Source organism: Paenibacillus oryzisoli (assembly GCF_050467285.1).
GTDB lineage: Bacteria > Bacillota > Bacilli > Paenibacillales > NBRC-103111 > Paenibacillus_E > Paenibacillus_E oryzisoli_A.
On sequence record NZ_JBCMUN010000005.1, the window covers coordinates 645,111 to 661,968 of the forward strand.

Consider the following 16,858-nt stretch of genomic DNA (forward strand, 5'->3'; position numbering starts at 1 on the left):
AAAATAGAATGTAACATCTAGCTTATAATACCAACGACTATACAACATAGTTAACATTTTGATTGATTATTTACTTTCAGAATTGAGCTATTCACTAAGTTTCACCTGCTCCCTATTTTGTCCTAATTATTAATTTTAGAATTATAGGATACTGACCCACAATGAGGTATAATGCTGATTTACTGCAGTAATAGTATTTTTTTAATGCCTCTAGGCTAAATATTAACGTTACAAATACTCGACTACTGTATATGGAAGTCGCTCCTTTAACAATCCGCTTATCAGAAAATTTGCCCATCACTCTACTTCGAAACTTTGTTTTGGCACTTTAACACTTTATTGTCAATTTCAAAACCAATTTAGGGCTATCCAATAAGTCCCTAAAATAAAAAGTTGAGCGGAAAATGACATGTTTTCCGCCCAACTTTTTGGCACTGTTGTATTTCAGGAAAGCAGCGAGGAGAATGCCTGGTACTTTCAGGAGATTTACTGTCGTTGGTGTTCATTTGCTTCGATTTGACAGAGAATTTCGTCAACGACGTGCGTGATCGGTGCGGTGGCATCGATTGTAATCCCGTTTTTGGGAACCCCTTCTTTCGTTTGATACATTCGGGCACTAATTTCCCGTTCCTCTGGTCTGCCTCCCCAGTCAGTTGGGTCCAGCGCCACTCGCTCATCAATCCGCCGGAGAGAGGTTTCCAGGTCGGCCTCAAGACAAATACGCCGTCAAAGAGAGCAATGAATTTGAGGTAATTTCGCGAACCACCGCAGAAAAATGTTACCGCATCATCCTGATTGTCGACCAATGCTTTTACTTTATCAACATGCCAAATGTGGTGTTCGGGTTTAAAGCCAACCGTCGGGGCACCAGTTTCCGGACCTACTTGATAAACCAATTCACGGTCACCATGAATAGCATGGTAGCCGCGCCGCTGCAATTCGTTGCAGTCTCTCTCTCAGTAGTAGTAGTCACTAACACACTTTATTTTCCGAGAGCAATGCTATTTCTCGATTTTTTCAAGCTGCCTTTATTGGATACATAAAATAAATAATTCAAATAAATTCTTCGGTCCCCCCTCTAGTTTCAACGAAGAATGATGAAATTTTTCTAAACAAAAAAACAGAACTCCACTTAAATTTCCATGGAGTTCTATTCATAACCAATCTTAATTTTTTTTCTATGAACTGCACCTCTATTTTATCGCTTTGCCTTATAAAACTCATGATACAGCTTCATGAGCGCCCTTTTCTCAATCCGCGACACATACGAGCGCGAGATCCCCAGCTCCTTCGCGATCTCCCGCTGCGTCCGCTCCTCGCCGCCAAGCTCAAGCCCGAACCGGCCGACGACAACTTCCTTCTCGCGGTCATCCAATATATCCAAATTCTTATAGATCTTACTCTTCTCAATCTTCAGTTGCACGGCATCCACGACATCGTCCGCTTCGCTGCCGAGGATGTCGATGAGCGTAATCTCATTCCCCTCTTTGTCCGTTCCGATCGGGTCATGCAAGGACACGTCTTTGCGCGTTTTCTTCAGCGAACGTAGATGCATCAAGATTTCATTCTCAATACAGCGCGCCGCAAACGTCGCGAGTTTGGTCCCTTTATTCGGGGAGAACGATTCAATCGCTTTGATCAGACCGATCGTCCCGATCGAGATCAAATCCTCGAGATCTTCGCCCGTATTATCGAATTTTTTGACGTTGTGAACACGAAGCAAGGTAAAATACGAAAGTATGATGCCCTTCACTCATTTGTCTAACCATGCTTCAAATACGCAATAACTTCCTCATGCATCGCCTTCGTCTCCAGATAGGCAACGTCATACCTGGATAACTTCCATGACTCGGAGGATCTTAATGCTTCATAGAGGCTATATAACTCGCGATCTATTTTATCTAAGCCCTTGATCGGGGTTACGGGATAAAATGAACACAAACTAATTTGACGAAAAGGTGTTTTGAACATGGCATTAACGTCCGTATTCATCTGTGGGCCATTAACTACATGAACATGGATGCGGCACAAGATTAAGGCTAACGGAAAACACGCTCATACTAGCAAAAAGAAAGACGCCGGGCATCTTCCCCCAGCGTCTTCTTTGCGAAAAATGAGACCCACAGCAACGGGCCGAGTCTAAGTAAGTATAGCGAGGAATCGCTGCTATTACGCCCCCCAAATACGCGGCATCGGAAGCGGCTCTTTGCCAAGCTCCGCCCATACGTACTTGAGCAGCAGCTCTGTCTTGAGGCTTGCAGCGGCCGGTTCATCCCACAGATTGTTGATCTCGCCGGGATCCTCCTGCAAGTCGAAAATTTCGCCGTACGTCTGATTGTAGTAGACAGTGATTTTGTAGCGCTCGTTGACGTACGTTTTCTGATGAATGGTCGTCGGCTGATGATGGAACTCGCAAATGGCATGGTCTCTCGCCTGCTCCTTGTTCCCCAGCCAAACATCGCGCTGATCCACGCCTGTCATCGTTCGCGGAATCGGAAGATCGCAAAACGACAAGAATGTTGGCGCCAGGTCGACCAACGACTGAATTGCTGCACTTTGCTCGCCTTGCGGGATGTGTCCCGGATAGCGGGCGATGAAAGGAATTTTGATCAGGTCTTCGTAATGGAAGCCGCCCTTGGCTTGCAGGCCGTGCTGCCCGAAGAAATGACCGTGGTCCGTCGTAAAAACGACGATGGTGTTGTCGGCAAGGCCAAGTTCGTCGAGCTTGTCGAGGATTTTGCCGATATATTTGTCCATCATGGAAATCATGCCGTAGTAGACGGCCATTTGCTTCGCTTTGTGCTCGTCCGTGATGCGGTGCTTGTCGCCATAGATATAGTAATGGTGTGAATGATAGCCATGCGTGCCATTGCCTTCCGGCTCCTGTAAGTAGGAGTAGTCCGGATTGTCTTCCTGCGTCATGCCGAAATGCGGCGGGTTCTTATCATGCTCCCCTGGCGTGATCGACGGAACGGTCAGCTTGGACGGATCGTACATCGTATCCCAAGGCTCCGGCACCAAATATTCCGGATGCGGATCGAAAAAGGAGCTCCACAGGAAGAAGCTTTCGTCGTTTTCTTTGTATTGCTCCAGCATCGCGTTGGAACGTTCGGCAATCCAGGTGTTGTAGTGATACTCTTCCGGGATCGGCCATTTATACGTCAAGTTCCGATCCATCGTGCCGGTTGGCGGCAGGAAGTAGTCCTTCCAGTTCTTGCAGCCTTTCTCTTCCATCCAAATGGCATAATGCTGGCCAACGTGCGCTTCATTCGTATGATTGCGAGCTAGCTCGACATGGTCGAAGCCGTAGAACTTGTCTTTATAGTTTTTCCAGAATTCCAGATCTTGCAAAATCGGGTAGGATTCCAACGATGGAAATTCGTCAGAAGAACCCAGCGGTTGGAAGTGCGCTTTGCCGATCAGTGCGGATTGGTAGCCGCCTTTGCTGATATCTTCCGTCACGACATGGCGGTCTTCCAGCAGCTTGGTGCCGAGTGTCCAGGCGCCGTGCTGACTCGGGTACATGCCGGTAATGATCGAAGCCCGGGTTGGCGTACATGTAGGATTCGGGCAGTAGGCACGGTTGAATGTAGTTCCCTCACGAACTAAACGGTTGAGATTTGGCGTGGAGATTTCTTTATTAAAAGCGCCAATAGTATCCCAGTGCTGCTGATCGCTGGTAATCAGCAGAATATTAGGTTTTTTCACTGTCTATCGCCTCCTGATTATCTTAATCATATAAAGAATCTGCGAAAATTCCAATATCACTATGTTTTGAGAACTTGTCATTATGTTGTGTTTGGCAACACATGGCATATGTTTGTGTACTAGCTTCGCATTTAATTACTAGCACTGTAAAACTCGATTTCATTGACGTTGCCATATCCCCCATTTGGAGAGATGTAACGTAAATAACGGTAGGCAACAGGATCTGTAATGGTGACTTCATTCCAGCCAGAAATGGGATTCCCGGAAATTGTAGACAGATCAATAAAACCACTCGTCGATGAGGTATTCGATCCTTGGAATTTTCCTCCGTTCATTCGAAATGCGAACGTATCTCTTGGAAAGAATCGGATCAGCGTTACCTCTTTCGCGTTCCCCTCTCCCAAGTCGATACCTGCATATTGGTCATTACCGCAATCCGTATCAAAAAACGTAGCTGTATTACCATCAAACACTTTATCGGATGTGCAAGTCAGGCAACCCGAGTAGGCTGGCGATGTACCAAAGATTTGCCCGGTTAATGGAGGAGATTGGTTGGAAATCGTGATCACATACTCTCCTTTCACGCCTGAACCATCATTGGCTGTCGCTACAACTTTCACTTGACCATTCTGAAGTGCCGAAAGTAGGCCGCTGGCATTAATGAATGCTGTATCCGTCGTCGTGCCATCCATATTCACGACCGACCACGTAATGGCAGCGCTTTGAGGTACAACCGCAGCCGTCATTTGAAGTTTTCCTTTATCCCCGCTAATCGCTGTCATTCCGCCCTCTGCGTGGACTTGAATGCTGCTTACAGCTGCAAAGGAACCGTAGAATTCAATCTCGTTTACATTTCCAAAACCACCATTTGGGGATACGTAACGCAAGTAACGGTATGGTGTAGAATCTGTAATGGTAATTTCGTTCCAACCATTTGCTGGATCCCCTGAAATCGTGTACAGATCCACAAATCCACTTGATGATGATGTGTTCGAACCTTGAAACTTTCCACCGCTCATTCTGAATGCGAAAGTGTCTCTTGGATAGAAGCGAATCCACTTCACCGTTTTGGCGTTGCCCTCTCCTAAGTCGATTCCAGCATATTGATTATTGCCACTATCAGCATCGAAAAACGTAACGGTATTTCCATCAAAAGCTTTGTCGAATGTGCAAGATGTACAACCTGTGTAAGACGGCGATGTGCCAAACATTTGCCCGGTTAATACAGGCGATTGGTTGGAGATCGTGACCGCGCACTCGCCCTTCACGCCCGAAGCATCATTGGCTGTCGCTACAACTTTCACTTGACCATTCTGAAGTGCCGTAAGTAGACCGCTATCAGTTATGGAAGCATTGTCCGTCGTCGTGCCATCCATGTTCACAACCGACCACGTATAACTAGCAGTTTGCGGTACAACAGCAGCCGTCATTTGAAGCTTCCCTTTATCCTCGCTAATCGCTGTCATTCCGCCCTCTGCATGAACTTGAATACTGCTCACGGCAGCAGTAGAACCATAAAACTCAATTTCATTCACATTTCCATACCCCCCGTTGGGGGACAAGTAACGTAAGTATCGGTACGGTGTAGGATCTGTAATGGCAACCTCACTCCAGCCAGCAGCTGGATTTCCGGGAATCGTATACAGATCGACAAATCCGCTTGATGATGATGTGTTCGAGCCTTGGAATTTGCCTCCGTTCATCCTAAATAATGTATTAGATCTTGGGTAGAAACGAATCAAGTTCACTGCCTTCGCGTTACCCTCGCCCAAGTCGATTCCTGCGTATTGATCATTTCCGTTGTTCGCATCGAAATATGTGGCTGTATCTCCATCATACACTTTGTCGAATGTACAAGTTGGGCAAGCCGCGTAAGCTGGGGAAGTGCCGAATACTTGCCCGTTCAATGCAGGCGACTGGTTAGAAATCGTGACTGCATACTCACCTTTGACACCAGAACCGTCATTGGCTGTCGCTACGACTTTCACTTGACCATTACGAAGTGTCGAGAGTAAACCGGTAGCATTAATAGATGCTTTATTCGTCTGTGCGCCATCCACGTTAACAACCGACCACGTAAACGTTCTGTCTCTTGCATTTAGAGGAGCAGCCTCAGCAGTCATTTGAAGTTTCTCTTTATCAACACTAACCGCATTCTTCCCGCTGATCTCGGTCACTTGAATACTGCCTACGAGCGCATACAGATTTATTCTTGCGGTACTTCCGTATACAGCTAGTTGATTACCATCTTGCGTCGTAATTTGGATATTTGAAACAGTTATATCCGTTTTGGCATCAGATGTTACCTTACTATGCATATGAAGTGTCCATACATTTCCTCCTGAAGAAACTGGCTGCGCAACCGCCCCTTCAAGTACGACACGAACCTTGCCTGGTGCGAGCGATTGTAAGGTGACACCAAGTCCGGCAACATTAGAATCAACAGACGATACTTCAAGATGATTCGGATTAAACGAAACGATGCTTTCCATTCTCTTAATTTGTTCATTGAAATCGGATAGGACTAGTTGCTGATCCATATTGTTTCCAACTGCAAGCTCCGTTGCACCGCCCCAAGACGCACTTGGAAATTCAGGAACCGGTCTGTCAACGAACTCGCTGTCAATACTCCACTTTTGCAACGTATTATCCGACCATGTCCCCTGATTGATCGGCGTGTTGTCTCCAAGTGATAACTGACTTACTTGCAGCGCTGCCCCGCTCTGGACGTTGGTCAACTTGTAGTAGCCGTTGCCGAGTGAATCAATCTTCCACTTCTGGTAATCTCCGTTTTCCCAACTTCCTTGCTGTACGTTAGATTGTAAATCACCAGGGGACGATTGGATCTCAAGTACTTTACCGCTATTGACATTGGTAATCTTATAAACATCCTTAGCTCCTGTAGCCTCAAGATTCCATTCCTGATGGGATTTTGCTTTAAACATTCCCCCTTGAACAATGATAGCATTATTGCTTGCAGAGCGATCCTTCACTTTCAATACAAAATTTGTTGCCTTATTCAAAATTTTAACCGAACCGTTTCCTGCATCAACCAACTTCCATAATTGATTGTCTGCAAGATTTACCGCTCTTTGTTGCACGGCTGCGTCTTCTTTGGAAGAGGTAGAAGTTAAAAGCTTCCCGGAATTTTTATTCGTAATGGTCACATATCCATCGCTAACATTGGTTATAGCCCATAATTGATTGTTTGTTCCCGTAATATCCCACAATGTGAAAATAGCTGCGTCATCTGTAGAACCTCCACTTATGTCGAGCGCTTTATTCGATTTGACATTGATAATGGAAGAATAGGCAGCATCTTTTGAAACTACTTTCCAAAGTTGTGAATCGTCCTTAATAAAGTTCCCTTGAACTAGATCAGCGCCTTCCAGTATCGATGCATCGCTAATTTGCAGCATTTTACCCGTTGCTTCACTCGTCAATACTTGATTATTGCGTTGTAAAGCGGGCCAAGTGATGGTTACCGTCGTATCTTGATGTGCCTGCAAAGCGAGAGAGCGCGCATTCACTTGATCAGGGACGATAGAAACTACAGCTCCAGTGACTTGGATGCTCCCAATTCCAAATTGATTGGAAATTTTTATATTTTGATTAATTTCTGAGTTTAATACGGCAGTCACCGTGCGATTGGTTAAATCCCAACTCAACTCCTTGATTGTCGTTTGGTTTCTGGCTCTAAGTCCTTTAACCTCACCACTGGAAAAGTGCTCAGGAACTGCAGGAAGCAAATTAATAGATTGTGAATCCGAATAAGCCAATGCTTCCATGAGAATAGCCGGAATGGTGATCAAAGCATCCGTGTTATAGAATTCGAGATTACTATTATGTGACGTCATTAATCCACGAAATATATAGTTATTTGTAAATAACGGCAATAGAGCTCCAGCTACTTCTTGTCCGCTATGAATCCTTGCCCCTACAAGAGCTCTATGTAGAAAACCATGAGCTTCGGACCCACCTGATAATCGGTCATCCAATGCATTAATAATGCCTTGTGTTAGCTGGAAATTGTTTGTTTCATTGGATTCTAATGAAGGCCATGCAGGATACAAATGACTAATGTGGCGATGGTTGTTATTGTCATTAAGTCCGGCCGACGCCCATTCTTTAATGGCCCCGTCCGAATTGTACATATACGCCGGCAGCTTGCTCAATAAAGCTTGCCACTTCGGCACATCGCTAGCATGTCCCGTTACTTGTGCGACATGAATTAACATCTTGAGGCCATCTTTGGCAGCTGCAATATCCATAGTAGCGTTGGATTGAAGTGGAGAATTCCGATTTGACGGCGCATTCTCAGGTGAAAAGGATGGAACGAAAATATACTTTCCTTGACTATCCACATAGTCATTCGTTAAAAAGCCTTCATAGAAATTGCCTAGTTTCGTCAGCGTTTCATAAAGGATATCAAGTATCGGTACTTTTTGCCCTTTCCCATTAGGAACGGCTTGATTGCCATAAGTCAGATAATATTCGTACACAGGAAGAAGCAGCCAGCTTGCACCAGAATTCCAATACTCTCCTGGGTATGTACCGTCCGCGGTAAAATGAGTCGTTGCGCCACCGTCGCCATCGGTTTTAGGCGGAGCCAGAATCGCATTCTGAATACCATAAATGCGCTCAGCATTCAACTCCCAATCGTCCATTTGCCGCATAATTAGATTAATGTACCCCTCCATGGCTTCAGGCGTATTCCCGATATTTCCTCCAGCAATCTGCAGATTTAGATTGGCATTCGTTGTAAAATCTCCGCTCCAGGCAGGTGCGAAATCCCCCGTCCACATTCCCACAAGACGCGGAGGGTTATATCCGCTTGACGAAATATACGCATAACGTCCAGAATCAAACATTCTTTGAACTAATGTATTGTCGAGCTCCATGCGATTGGCATTTTGCCTAGCAATCAGTTGTTCCGTGGTTAACCCGAGATCATTAGGATCAACATTCAAATTCAATGACACCCTATTCATCATTTCTCCATGAATAGCAGCATGTGGGGCAAGCGCTTGCCCATAATTGAATTTGCCACTGGCTGTGTATTTATTGGCTACTGCATTCATATCCGTAAGCAGTTGATTGACTAACGTGTTATCCGTCAGCTGAAAGCCGGTTTCTTGACGATCGAGCGTAGTAAGTAAAACAATCTGGCTTGCTCCTTGTATCGTAACGGTTTCATTAGAAACGGTCTTGCTTCCATCCGTGACAATTTTAGTAACGCCCGCATATCCGCCATTTTGAAGAGGTGAATTCGCATAAGCGGGATATTTGCCCTTAAGCGCTAAATAATCCCCGTCGGGAGAAACGACTTTATTTAACGTCATCCCTGTAGCGCCAAAGTTAAGCAATGAGGCAGCATCTATACTTACGGAAGCATTGAAATTTGATGCCCCTGTCGGCTTTTCCATATAGGTGACAATGACATTATCTGCTCTGGAGACAAAAGTTTTCCTTGTCCAATCACCGTTATCATCATGCCACCCCACCCCAGTTTCACCCGTCTCATAATTCGTCCATCTATCATAATTCGTAGTTGCTCCGCTAGAAGTAACTCTTATATTAGACTGGTAACCCGGATGGTAGGGATAGCTCCAAACCACACCCCAGTTCGCGTTGCCATTGCCCGAGTATTGACGCAACCACGATGTTGCCGCCGATAACGATGTCTGGTACGCAGACTTTCCATCTTCAGCCATGATTGAATTTCGCACAGTTGGAAGAACACCGCTAAGATCAGGGGCCTCCCTCACGCCTGCATTCGGCATGTTGAATTTAGTATTCTGGTAGATATATTTTCCGCTTAACGGATCTCCGTAATCAATAACACCTATCACCCCGTTGCCGCTGATCATGCCATCTTGCCATTGCGTTGCAGGTACACTTGAGTGGATGCCGCGGGTTGTTAATGTCGGCGCTCCCCCAAATGAAGCCTGTGGCGCCTCATCAGCCGCTGCTGTCGCCGCAGCTCCGAGCAAGCACGTGGAGGATAGAACGGTGATGCTTAACATACTCGATAGGAAAGACTTCATTTTTTTCATCCATCTCATTCCTCCTTATAATTGGTAACCAACGAAAGAGTCGCCATCTTCGAGCACTTGCCGCTTTACAGGCGTTGTATCGAATGAAGCGACTCCTCGTTTCCCCGCAACTGTTACTTAACAACCATAGCTGATTTTTGCCTGTTTATTTCTGAACGTTGACAATCAGCGTATCACTTGAGACTGTACCTTGCACATTATGCAGCTCACCTCGGTACGAATAGGTGCCAACCGCTTTACCTGTAACCGTAAATACTGCGCTTTGAGCGCCAGGCGTTGCAGCTACCAAGGGAATTGTAGCAATCAGGACATCATTCTCATACAAGCGATACTCCGTGGCGTTTGTGCCCCACCACATGTTCATCGTTACCTTGTAGTTACCGTCACCATCCCAATTATCATGGGAAAGCACGGGTTGCCCTGGAGAAGCATTGGTGACTGTAACAACAATCGGATCACTGACGGTAGTTCCATAAGAATTGCTAAGCTCGGCGGTATACGTATAAGTGCCGTTGGTTTTGCCATTCATAGGTATGCTAACTTGCTGCGCTGCAGGAGAGGTATCTGACAACAGCTTCGTGGCTATAAGCGTATTATTTTCATATAACTTGAACACAGTGCCATTATTTCCCCACCATTGATTCATCGTTATTGTGAAATTACCATCGTTCAGCCCCGTTGCAACCCCACTGTTATCGGATAATACCGGTTTGCCAGGGGCTCCTGTTGCCAACATCGGTTGCACGGTAATGGTCACTGAATTCGTTTGAACGGTTACACCTTGCCACGTAATTGAAGCATCCAGATTTGCTGTTCCTTCGGCCCCTGCATGAATTTGTCCCTCTGCATCAATAAAGGCTACCCCTTCATTGCTTGAACTGTAAGTCACTGAAGCATCGGCTAGATCGGAGGCCGCTTTGTTGGATAGCGTTCCCGTCAACTGTGTTGTTGCGCGTTCTCCGCCTCTCAAAGTGGCTGATGCAGCAGTAAGTGTCGCTTTCGTAAGAAACGCAGAAGCTGCCGGATTAGCTTCGATAACACCAGTATCTGCTCCAACAATATCGCTGACCGGCTCCTGAACATTTACCTTTTGTGTGGCATACGGCCCCATCCGATCGATCACGTTATCAGTAAACTCAACATGGTCTGCATTTCGAACAAAGATAACAGAGCTTTGGTCAATCCCTTGATCCACGCCGGTATTCCCAGGGTCTCCTAAGTGGGTCCGCAGGAAGTGGTTCCCCCTGATTTGAACGTTCTCTGCATTGGTCAGATTGATATTCAATCCTTTCACTTCGTCAAAGGTATTGTTTTCAATCTGAATGTTGTCGAAAGCCTTTCCAGTCGTCACCACACTTGAGAAAGAAATAGCACCCGCTTGATCGGTCCACGGCGCAGCGAAATGATAGCCGGTCTCCAAAAACTGATTGTTCCGAATAATCAAGTTGTAGGCAGCTCCCGCATGTGAATCGCTTGGCACCTCAGCATTCACGCTAATTGCTTTATCAGAACCACGGAACACGTTATTCTCAATAATTCCGTCTCCGGTTTTCAATAATATGCCGCGGAAGGGACTGTACACTAGATTATTCTTAAATACGAATCCGCTGCCCATCCGATCAGGACTATAAATAAATTCTCCTTTCTCGAAGGGAGAGGTGCGATCCAGCTTGATCTTATAGTAGGCGTCTTCGTGAAATTCCCATAAACTATAGGATGGCGCGGTATTAATCGCATTCAAAATAGCAGGATCGACTAATTCCCCCAAATCTGCCCTGTTCAGTTTCTCAGATGAAACCACTACAGCTTCAGGAGATGTTCTAAATCTGCGCAGAACATCCCCTGCTTTGAGCGTTTGAACGCCATTCCTCAGCACAATAATAATCTCATCGCCATCTACATTCATAACGCCCATATCCCCCGATTGAATACTGAAGGAATCGTCGCCAGCGTTTTGAATCACGGAATTCTGGACAATAGGTCCTTTATGCGCCGGTCCGAATAAGATACCGTCCCAAACCGTTGTTAGTAATGGCGCTTCCGTAGCGCCCTGAGGCGCCAGACCCGGAATAAGCTTGAAATCATCCAAAATCGTACCGCCTTCACCGCCAGCGTCGATAAGTCCCATTCCCGGAGCTGCGTTCAGCGTAACATGCTTGAACATGATCCCACTGCTGCCTCCAACCCCGATAGCATGCCCGACACCAAATTGCTCTGCTCCTGCGGCCAATGTAACGATGTCGCCAACCTCCACATTATTCAAATTATCCTTACTCCCCAAATGCATCGTGCCATCCGCATTCCAGCTGGCTAAGCCACCCGTTCCCCATAAGTAATCAACACCGCGTTTAATGAACCTGGTTTGAGGGTCAAATACACTTATCCTGGAATATAGTTCACGGGGATACCCTTCTGAGAGCTGAATATCCATGGAACGCTTATCCGAAGCAACAGCTATGACATGACCTTGCGTAAACGGAAGCGGATCATAGTTGAAAGTAAAGCCGCTGATCGTCACATTGGAGGATTGTGACACAGACATCATTCTTGTGAGCTTCGTTCCAATTACCGTCACGCCATCCGCAACGATTTCCAAATCATGTGCATTCTCAATTGGCAAAATGATGTTATTACCGTCTTTAGGCGCCACACGATACGTATTCGGCGGAATCACGAGTTTGCTTTTACCAGTGGCAATCGCATCCGCAATCATCGCCTGGATATCCATGGAGAAGAGAAATCTATTTATCATTTCAAGTGCCTGAACCCGTGTCATTGTTCCTTGCGGATCAAATTGAGTCGGATATTCAGACTTCGGATAAATGATTCCCAGTTCCTGGTCGGCCTTTACAAAGTCAACGGCCCATGCAGAGATCGTATCCTTATCTTCTAAGGCATCAATGTCGCCTAGCGCGGTATTTTGCACCATATTGTAGTTGTAACCACCTGCAAAAATGGAAGCAGCTTCCTCTTTCGTTACCGCATGTTGTGGGTAAATGTTTCCGTTAGCAATCAGATGACTATCAATAAGTTGATTGTCATAAGCGCTTTGCAGCAACCCCGCATAAGGACTGTCAGAGGACACATCGTTGAACGTACCCTGATATGCTGTGTTCTGCAGCTTAACAGCCTTCGCTACCATGTAGATCAGCTCTTTGCGTTCAATGAGCTGATCGCTGTCTACCGTTACCTCACACTGATCCATGAATCCACCGTCAGCGGTCGTAACGGTTATTGTTGCCGTCCCAGGCCCATTAACAGTCACGATGCCATTCTTGACTGTGGCAACACTCGGATTGCTAGACGACCAGAAAAGAGCTGTATTGGTGGCATTTTCAGGCGTAATCGCAGCATGAAGCGTTATGCTTTCACCGATTCCCGGCTGCAAGGCGTGTTGATCCAGCGTAACCTGTGTCGGAGAAATGGTATCCACCGTTGCCGTATACTTGACAAAAGGGTCCCATGTAACATTATCGAAGCCGTTTTTATGGTCTGCTCCACTATTTGTAATAAAATAAATACGGTCCCCTCTCAGCACAGATTCCGTTAAAACTGGGAAATCAATCATTTGATTTTTGAGAAGCGGTTGCCACTCTTGATTTTGTGGCCAAATTTGAACATCGTTTTTCATTACCTTTAGTCTGACTCCACTCGTTTCCGGAGCTATAGTAATCGGCTTATTCGCCTTAATCAACATCGTTCCCGTTTCAGGAGCGACAAAGGTGCGAACGGTATCCGCCAGATTACCTGGCGTCACGCCATTGTTCCATATATTCCCCCAAGACCAGTTACCTTCTGACTTCCACCAACTCTCATTTGCAAATACAGGCAGATCGAGATAATCTTCGCTATCAAATAACTTGTATTGATAGCGCCAATTTTGCATCCCTTGTTGTTCGGAAAAACCCAAGGAAGCTTTGTAATTCGAAAATCCTACAACAACCAATGTACAGATGTCGGTAATTTCACCATCTGCCGTAGAGACTGTAATGGTAGCAGTTCCACTGGAGATACCTATCACTTGCCCATTTACGACCTCAGCTACCTGCGGATTGCTGGAAGTCCAAAACACGACTTGATTCATCGCATTGCTCGGTGCGATTACGGCAGTTAATGTCTCTGTTTGATCAACATTCAATTGCAAGGCATGTTGACTGAGCGTCACTTCTGTCGGCGAAATCGTATCTATTACGTTTGTGTACGTAACCATCGGATCCCATGTGATATTATCATAACCGTTGGAGTGATTCGCTCCGCTATTTGCAATGAAATAGATGCGATCGCCTTTCAGTACGGACACAGTCAAGCTTGGGAAAAGAATTGTCTGGTTGGCAGCAAGCGGTGCCCATTCCTCGGTCTCCGGCCAAATTTGTATGTCATTTTTCATTACTTTCAATCTTGCGCCGCCGCTCGTATTCGGATCAATTGTAATAGCGCTGGCAGCGGAAAGCGTTACGGTGCCAGATTCAGGAGCCACATAGGTCCGGGAAGTATCCGCCTGTGTTCCCGGCGTCAATCCATTGCTCCATATTCTCCCCCAATTCCAGCTGCCAGCGACTTTCCCCCAAGAGGTATAGGTATACAGAGGAAGGTCTTGAAAAGCCGCTGCATCAAAGAGACGATATTGATAACGCCACTGTTTGCCTCCTTGGATATCGGAGAACCCGAATGAGGCCTTAGACCGTGGTAATCCTGCGGGTACAACTACCGTACAGTTATCCGTAAAACCCCCGTCCGCCGTCATTGCAGTTATCGTAACGGTTCCGCCTGATAGGGCAGTAACTTGGCCATTGGAGACGATAGCGACTTGCGGGTTGCTAGATGACCAGATTACGTGCTGATTCGTCGCATCATTAGGCGTTACCATTGCACTTAATGTCACACTTTCATCAATCGCCAGTTGGAGTTCATGTTGATTTAGCAATATACCTGTCGTGGAACGTGTTTCCGTCACATTCGTATAGGAAATCACTGGATCCCATGTGATATTATCAAAACCATTGGAGTGATCCGCCCCGCTGTTCGCTACGAAATAAATTCGGTCCCCCCTGTTCACTGCGATGGATAAGCTCGGAAAATCAATCGTCTGATTGGCTAGCAGTAGCGCCCATTCCTCGTTCTGCGGCCAGATTTGCGTATCATTCTTCATCACTTTCAATCGCGCGCCGCCACTTGTATTAGGATCAATCGTAATTGCACCGGCAGCAGATATTGCGATGCTGCCCGACTCAGGAGCAATAAAGGTGCGTGCGGTATCACCTTGCGTACCGGGTGTTACACTATTGTCAAGGATTCTCCCCCATTCCCAACTTCCTTCCGCTTCCCACCAACTGAAGAGGCTGTAAAGCGGGAGATCCAGGTACTCCGTCTCGTCAAAGAGTCTGTATTGATAACGCCAGTTGCTGCTTCCCTGTGTATTGGAGAACCCCGTCGATGCTTTAAACTTCGGTAAACTTGCGGCTACGAACACTGTACAAATGTCCGTAATACCGCCATCCGCCGTCACAGCTGTTATCGTGGCTGTTCCTCCGGATATTGCAATGACTTGGCCGTTTGAGACGGTTGCCACTTGTGGGTTGCTCGATGACCATAGAATATAGGGATTGGTTGCATTACTTGGCGTAATAGCAGCGTTTAATGTCACACTATCATCAACGGCCAGCTGCAGCTCATGTTGATTCAGCAATACCCCCGTTGGCGAAACGGTCTCTGTCCTATCCGTATAGGCAATGATGGGGTCCCATGTAATATTATCGGAACCATTAGAATGATCGGCACCGCTGTTAGCAACGAAATAAATACGGTCTCCCCTGTTCACTGCGACGGATAAATCTGGGAAATCAATTGTCTGATTGGCAAGCAACTGTGCCCATTCGTCGCTCTGCGGCCAGATTTGCGTGTCATTCTTCATCACTTTCAACCTTGCGCCACCGCTTGTATTAGGATCAATGGTAATCGCTTGAGCAGTGGTAATCGTGATATTGCCGGTTTCCGGGACAACGAAAGTTCGCGCTGTATCCGCTTGTGTCCCCGGCGTTATGATATTGCTCAAGATTCTTCCCCAATCCCAGTTTACTTCCGTTTTCCACCAACTAAAGAGGCTGTACATCGGAAGATCCACATAACTTGCCGAATCAAAGACGCGATATTGATAGCGCCAGTTATCTTCGCCTTGTTGACCGGAGAAGCCTGTGGAAGCCGTATACGATGGCAACACGCCTAATACTGTCACTGTGCATTGATCGGTTAGCCCGCTATCTAACGTCGTAGCCGTTATAACTGCGCTTCCATTGGATATAGCGGTTACTTGACCGTCATTGACAACGGCTACCTGCGGATTACTCGATGTCCACATGAGATTTTGATTTGTCGCATCGCTTGGAGCGATGTACGTATTTAATGTCACCGTACTCCCTACGTATAAATTCAATGCATGTTGATCCAATTGGACTTGTGTAGTTGAAATCGTTTGCAAAATTTCTGAATACGTAATGAGCGGATCCCACAGAATATCATCCATGCCATTCACATGGTCGGCCCCACTGTTTACGATGAAGTAAATGCGATCTCCTCTAGCCACCGAGAGGTTCAAGCCAGGGAAATTAATCGGCTGATCCGCCAGCAGCGGCTGCCACTCTCCACTCTGTGGCCAAATTTGCGTACCGTTCTTCATCACTTTCAGTCTTGCGCCGCCATTCGTACTGGGATTAATTGTAATCGCTTGAGCAGCAGTAATCGTGATACTGCCGGTTTCCGGAACAACGAAAGTTCGCGCTGTATCCGCTTGTGTTCCCGGCGTTATCATATCACTTAATACTCGCCCCCAATCCCAGTTCACGGGCATTTTCCACCAACTAAAATCGCTGTAATTGGGAATATCTGCAAAGGCTGCAGCATCAAAAACACGATATTGATACCGCCAATTGTTGGTTCCCTGTGTTCCCGAAAAACCTGTTGATGCTTGAAATACTGGCATTATGTTTGGTTCGGCATATGCAACTGTATTTACCGGTATAGCGCTTAAAACGATTATAAGGGCCAAAATTATGGCAAATATCTTACCTGAACTGCCTATCTTCATCAGAAATCCTTCC

The 16,858-nt window shown here is 46.3% G+C and carries 5 protein-coding genes; all 5 read right to left on the reverse strand.

The window, feature by feature from the left end; all coding sequences use genetic code 11:
• Nucleotides 1-380: 380 nt before the first annotated feature.
• The 5 genes from ABE504_RS08700 to ABE504_RS08720 all read right to left on the reverse strand — a co-directional run bounded on the left by ABE504_RS08700 (nucleotide 381) and on the right by ABE504_RS08720 (nucleotide 16,845).
• Complete coding sequence (locus ABE504_RS08700) at nucleotides 381-938, reverse strand: hypothetical protein (RefSeq protein ID WP_430087179.1); 558 nt, start codon at nucleotides 936-938, stop codon at nucleotides 381-383.
• 260 nt (nucleotides 939-1,198) lie between these two features.
• Nucleotides 1,199-1,753 carry an RNA polymerase sporulation sigma factor SigK gene (sigK, locus tag ABE504_RS08705; protein ID WP_430087182.1) on the reverse strand — a complete coding sequence of 185 codons (555 nt, stop codon included), beginning with the start codon at nucleotides 1,751-1,753 and terminating at the stop codon, nucleotides 1,199-1,201.
• 416 nt (nucleotides 1,754-2,169) lie between these two features.
• A complete protein-coding gene (locus tag ABE504_RS08710) occupies nucleotides 2,170-3,708 on the reverse strand; it encodes a sulfatase family protein (RefSeq protein ID WP_430087184.1) in 1,539 nt (512 codons plus the stop codon).
• Between the two features lie 131 nt (nucleotides 3,709-3,839).
• The gene (locus ABE504_RS08715) at nucleotides 3,840-9,764 is read right to left on the reverse strand and encodes a glycosyl hydrolase family 95 catalytic domain-containing protein (RefSeq protein ID WP_430087186.1); all 5,925 of its coding nucleotides are present in this window, start codon (nucleotides 9,762-9,764) and stop codon (nucleotides 3,840-3,842) included.
• A gap of 145 nt (nucleotides 9,765-9,909) precedes the next feature.
• A complete protein-coding gene (locus ABE504_RS08720; RefSeq protein ID WP_430087189.1) occupies nucleotides 9,910-16,845 on the reverse strand; it encodes an Ig-like domain-containing protein in 6,936 nt (2,311 codons plus the stop codon).
• Between the last annotated feature and the right edge of the window lie 13 nt (nucleotides 16,846-16,858).

Excerpts from the sequence above, each read along its gene's own strand:
- ABE504_RS08715 (WP_430087186.1), bottom strand. The coding sequence starts at position 9,764 with ATGAAAAAAATGAAGTCTTTCCTATCGAGTATGTTAAGCATCACCGTT.
- ABE504_RS08720 (WP_430087189.1), bottom strand. The coding sequence starts at position 16,845 with ATGAAGATAGGCAGTTCAGGTAAGATATTTGCCATAATTTTGGCCCTT.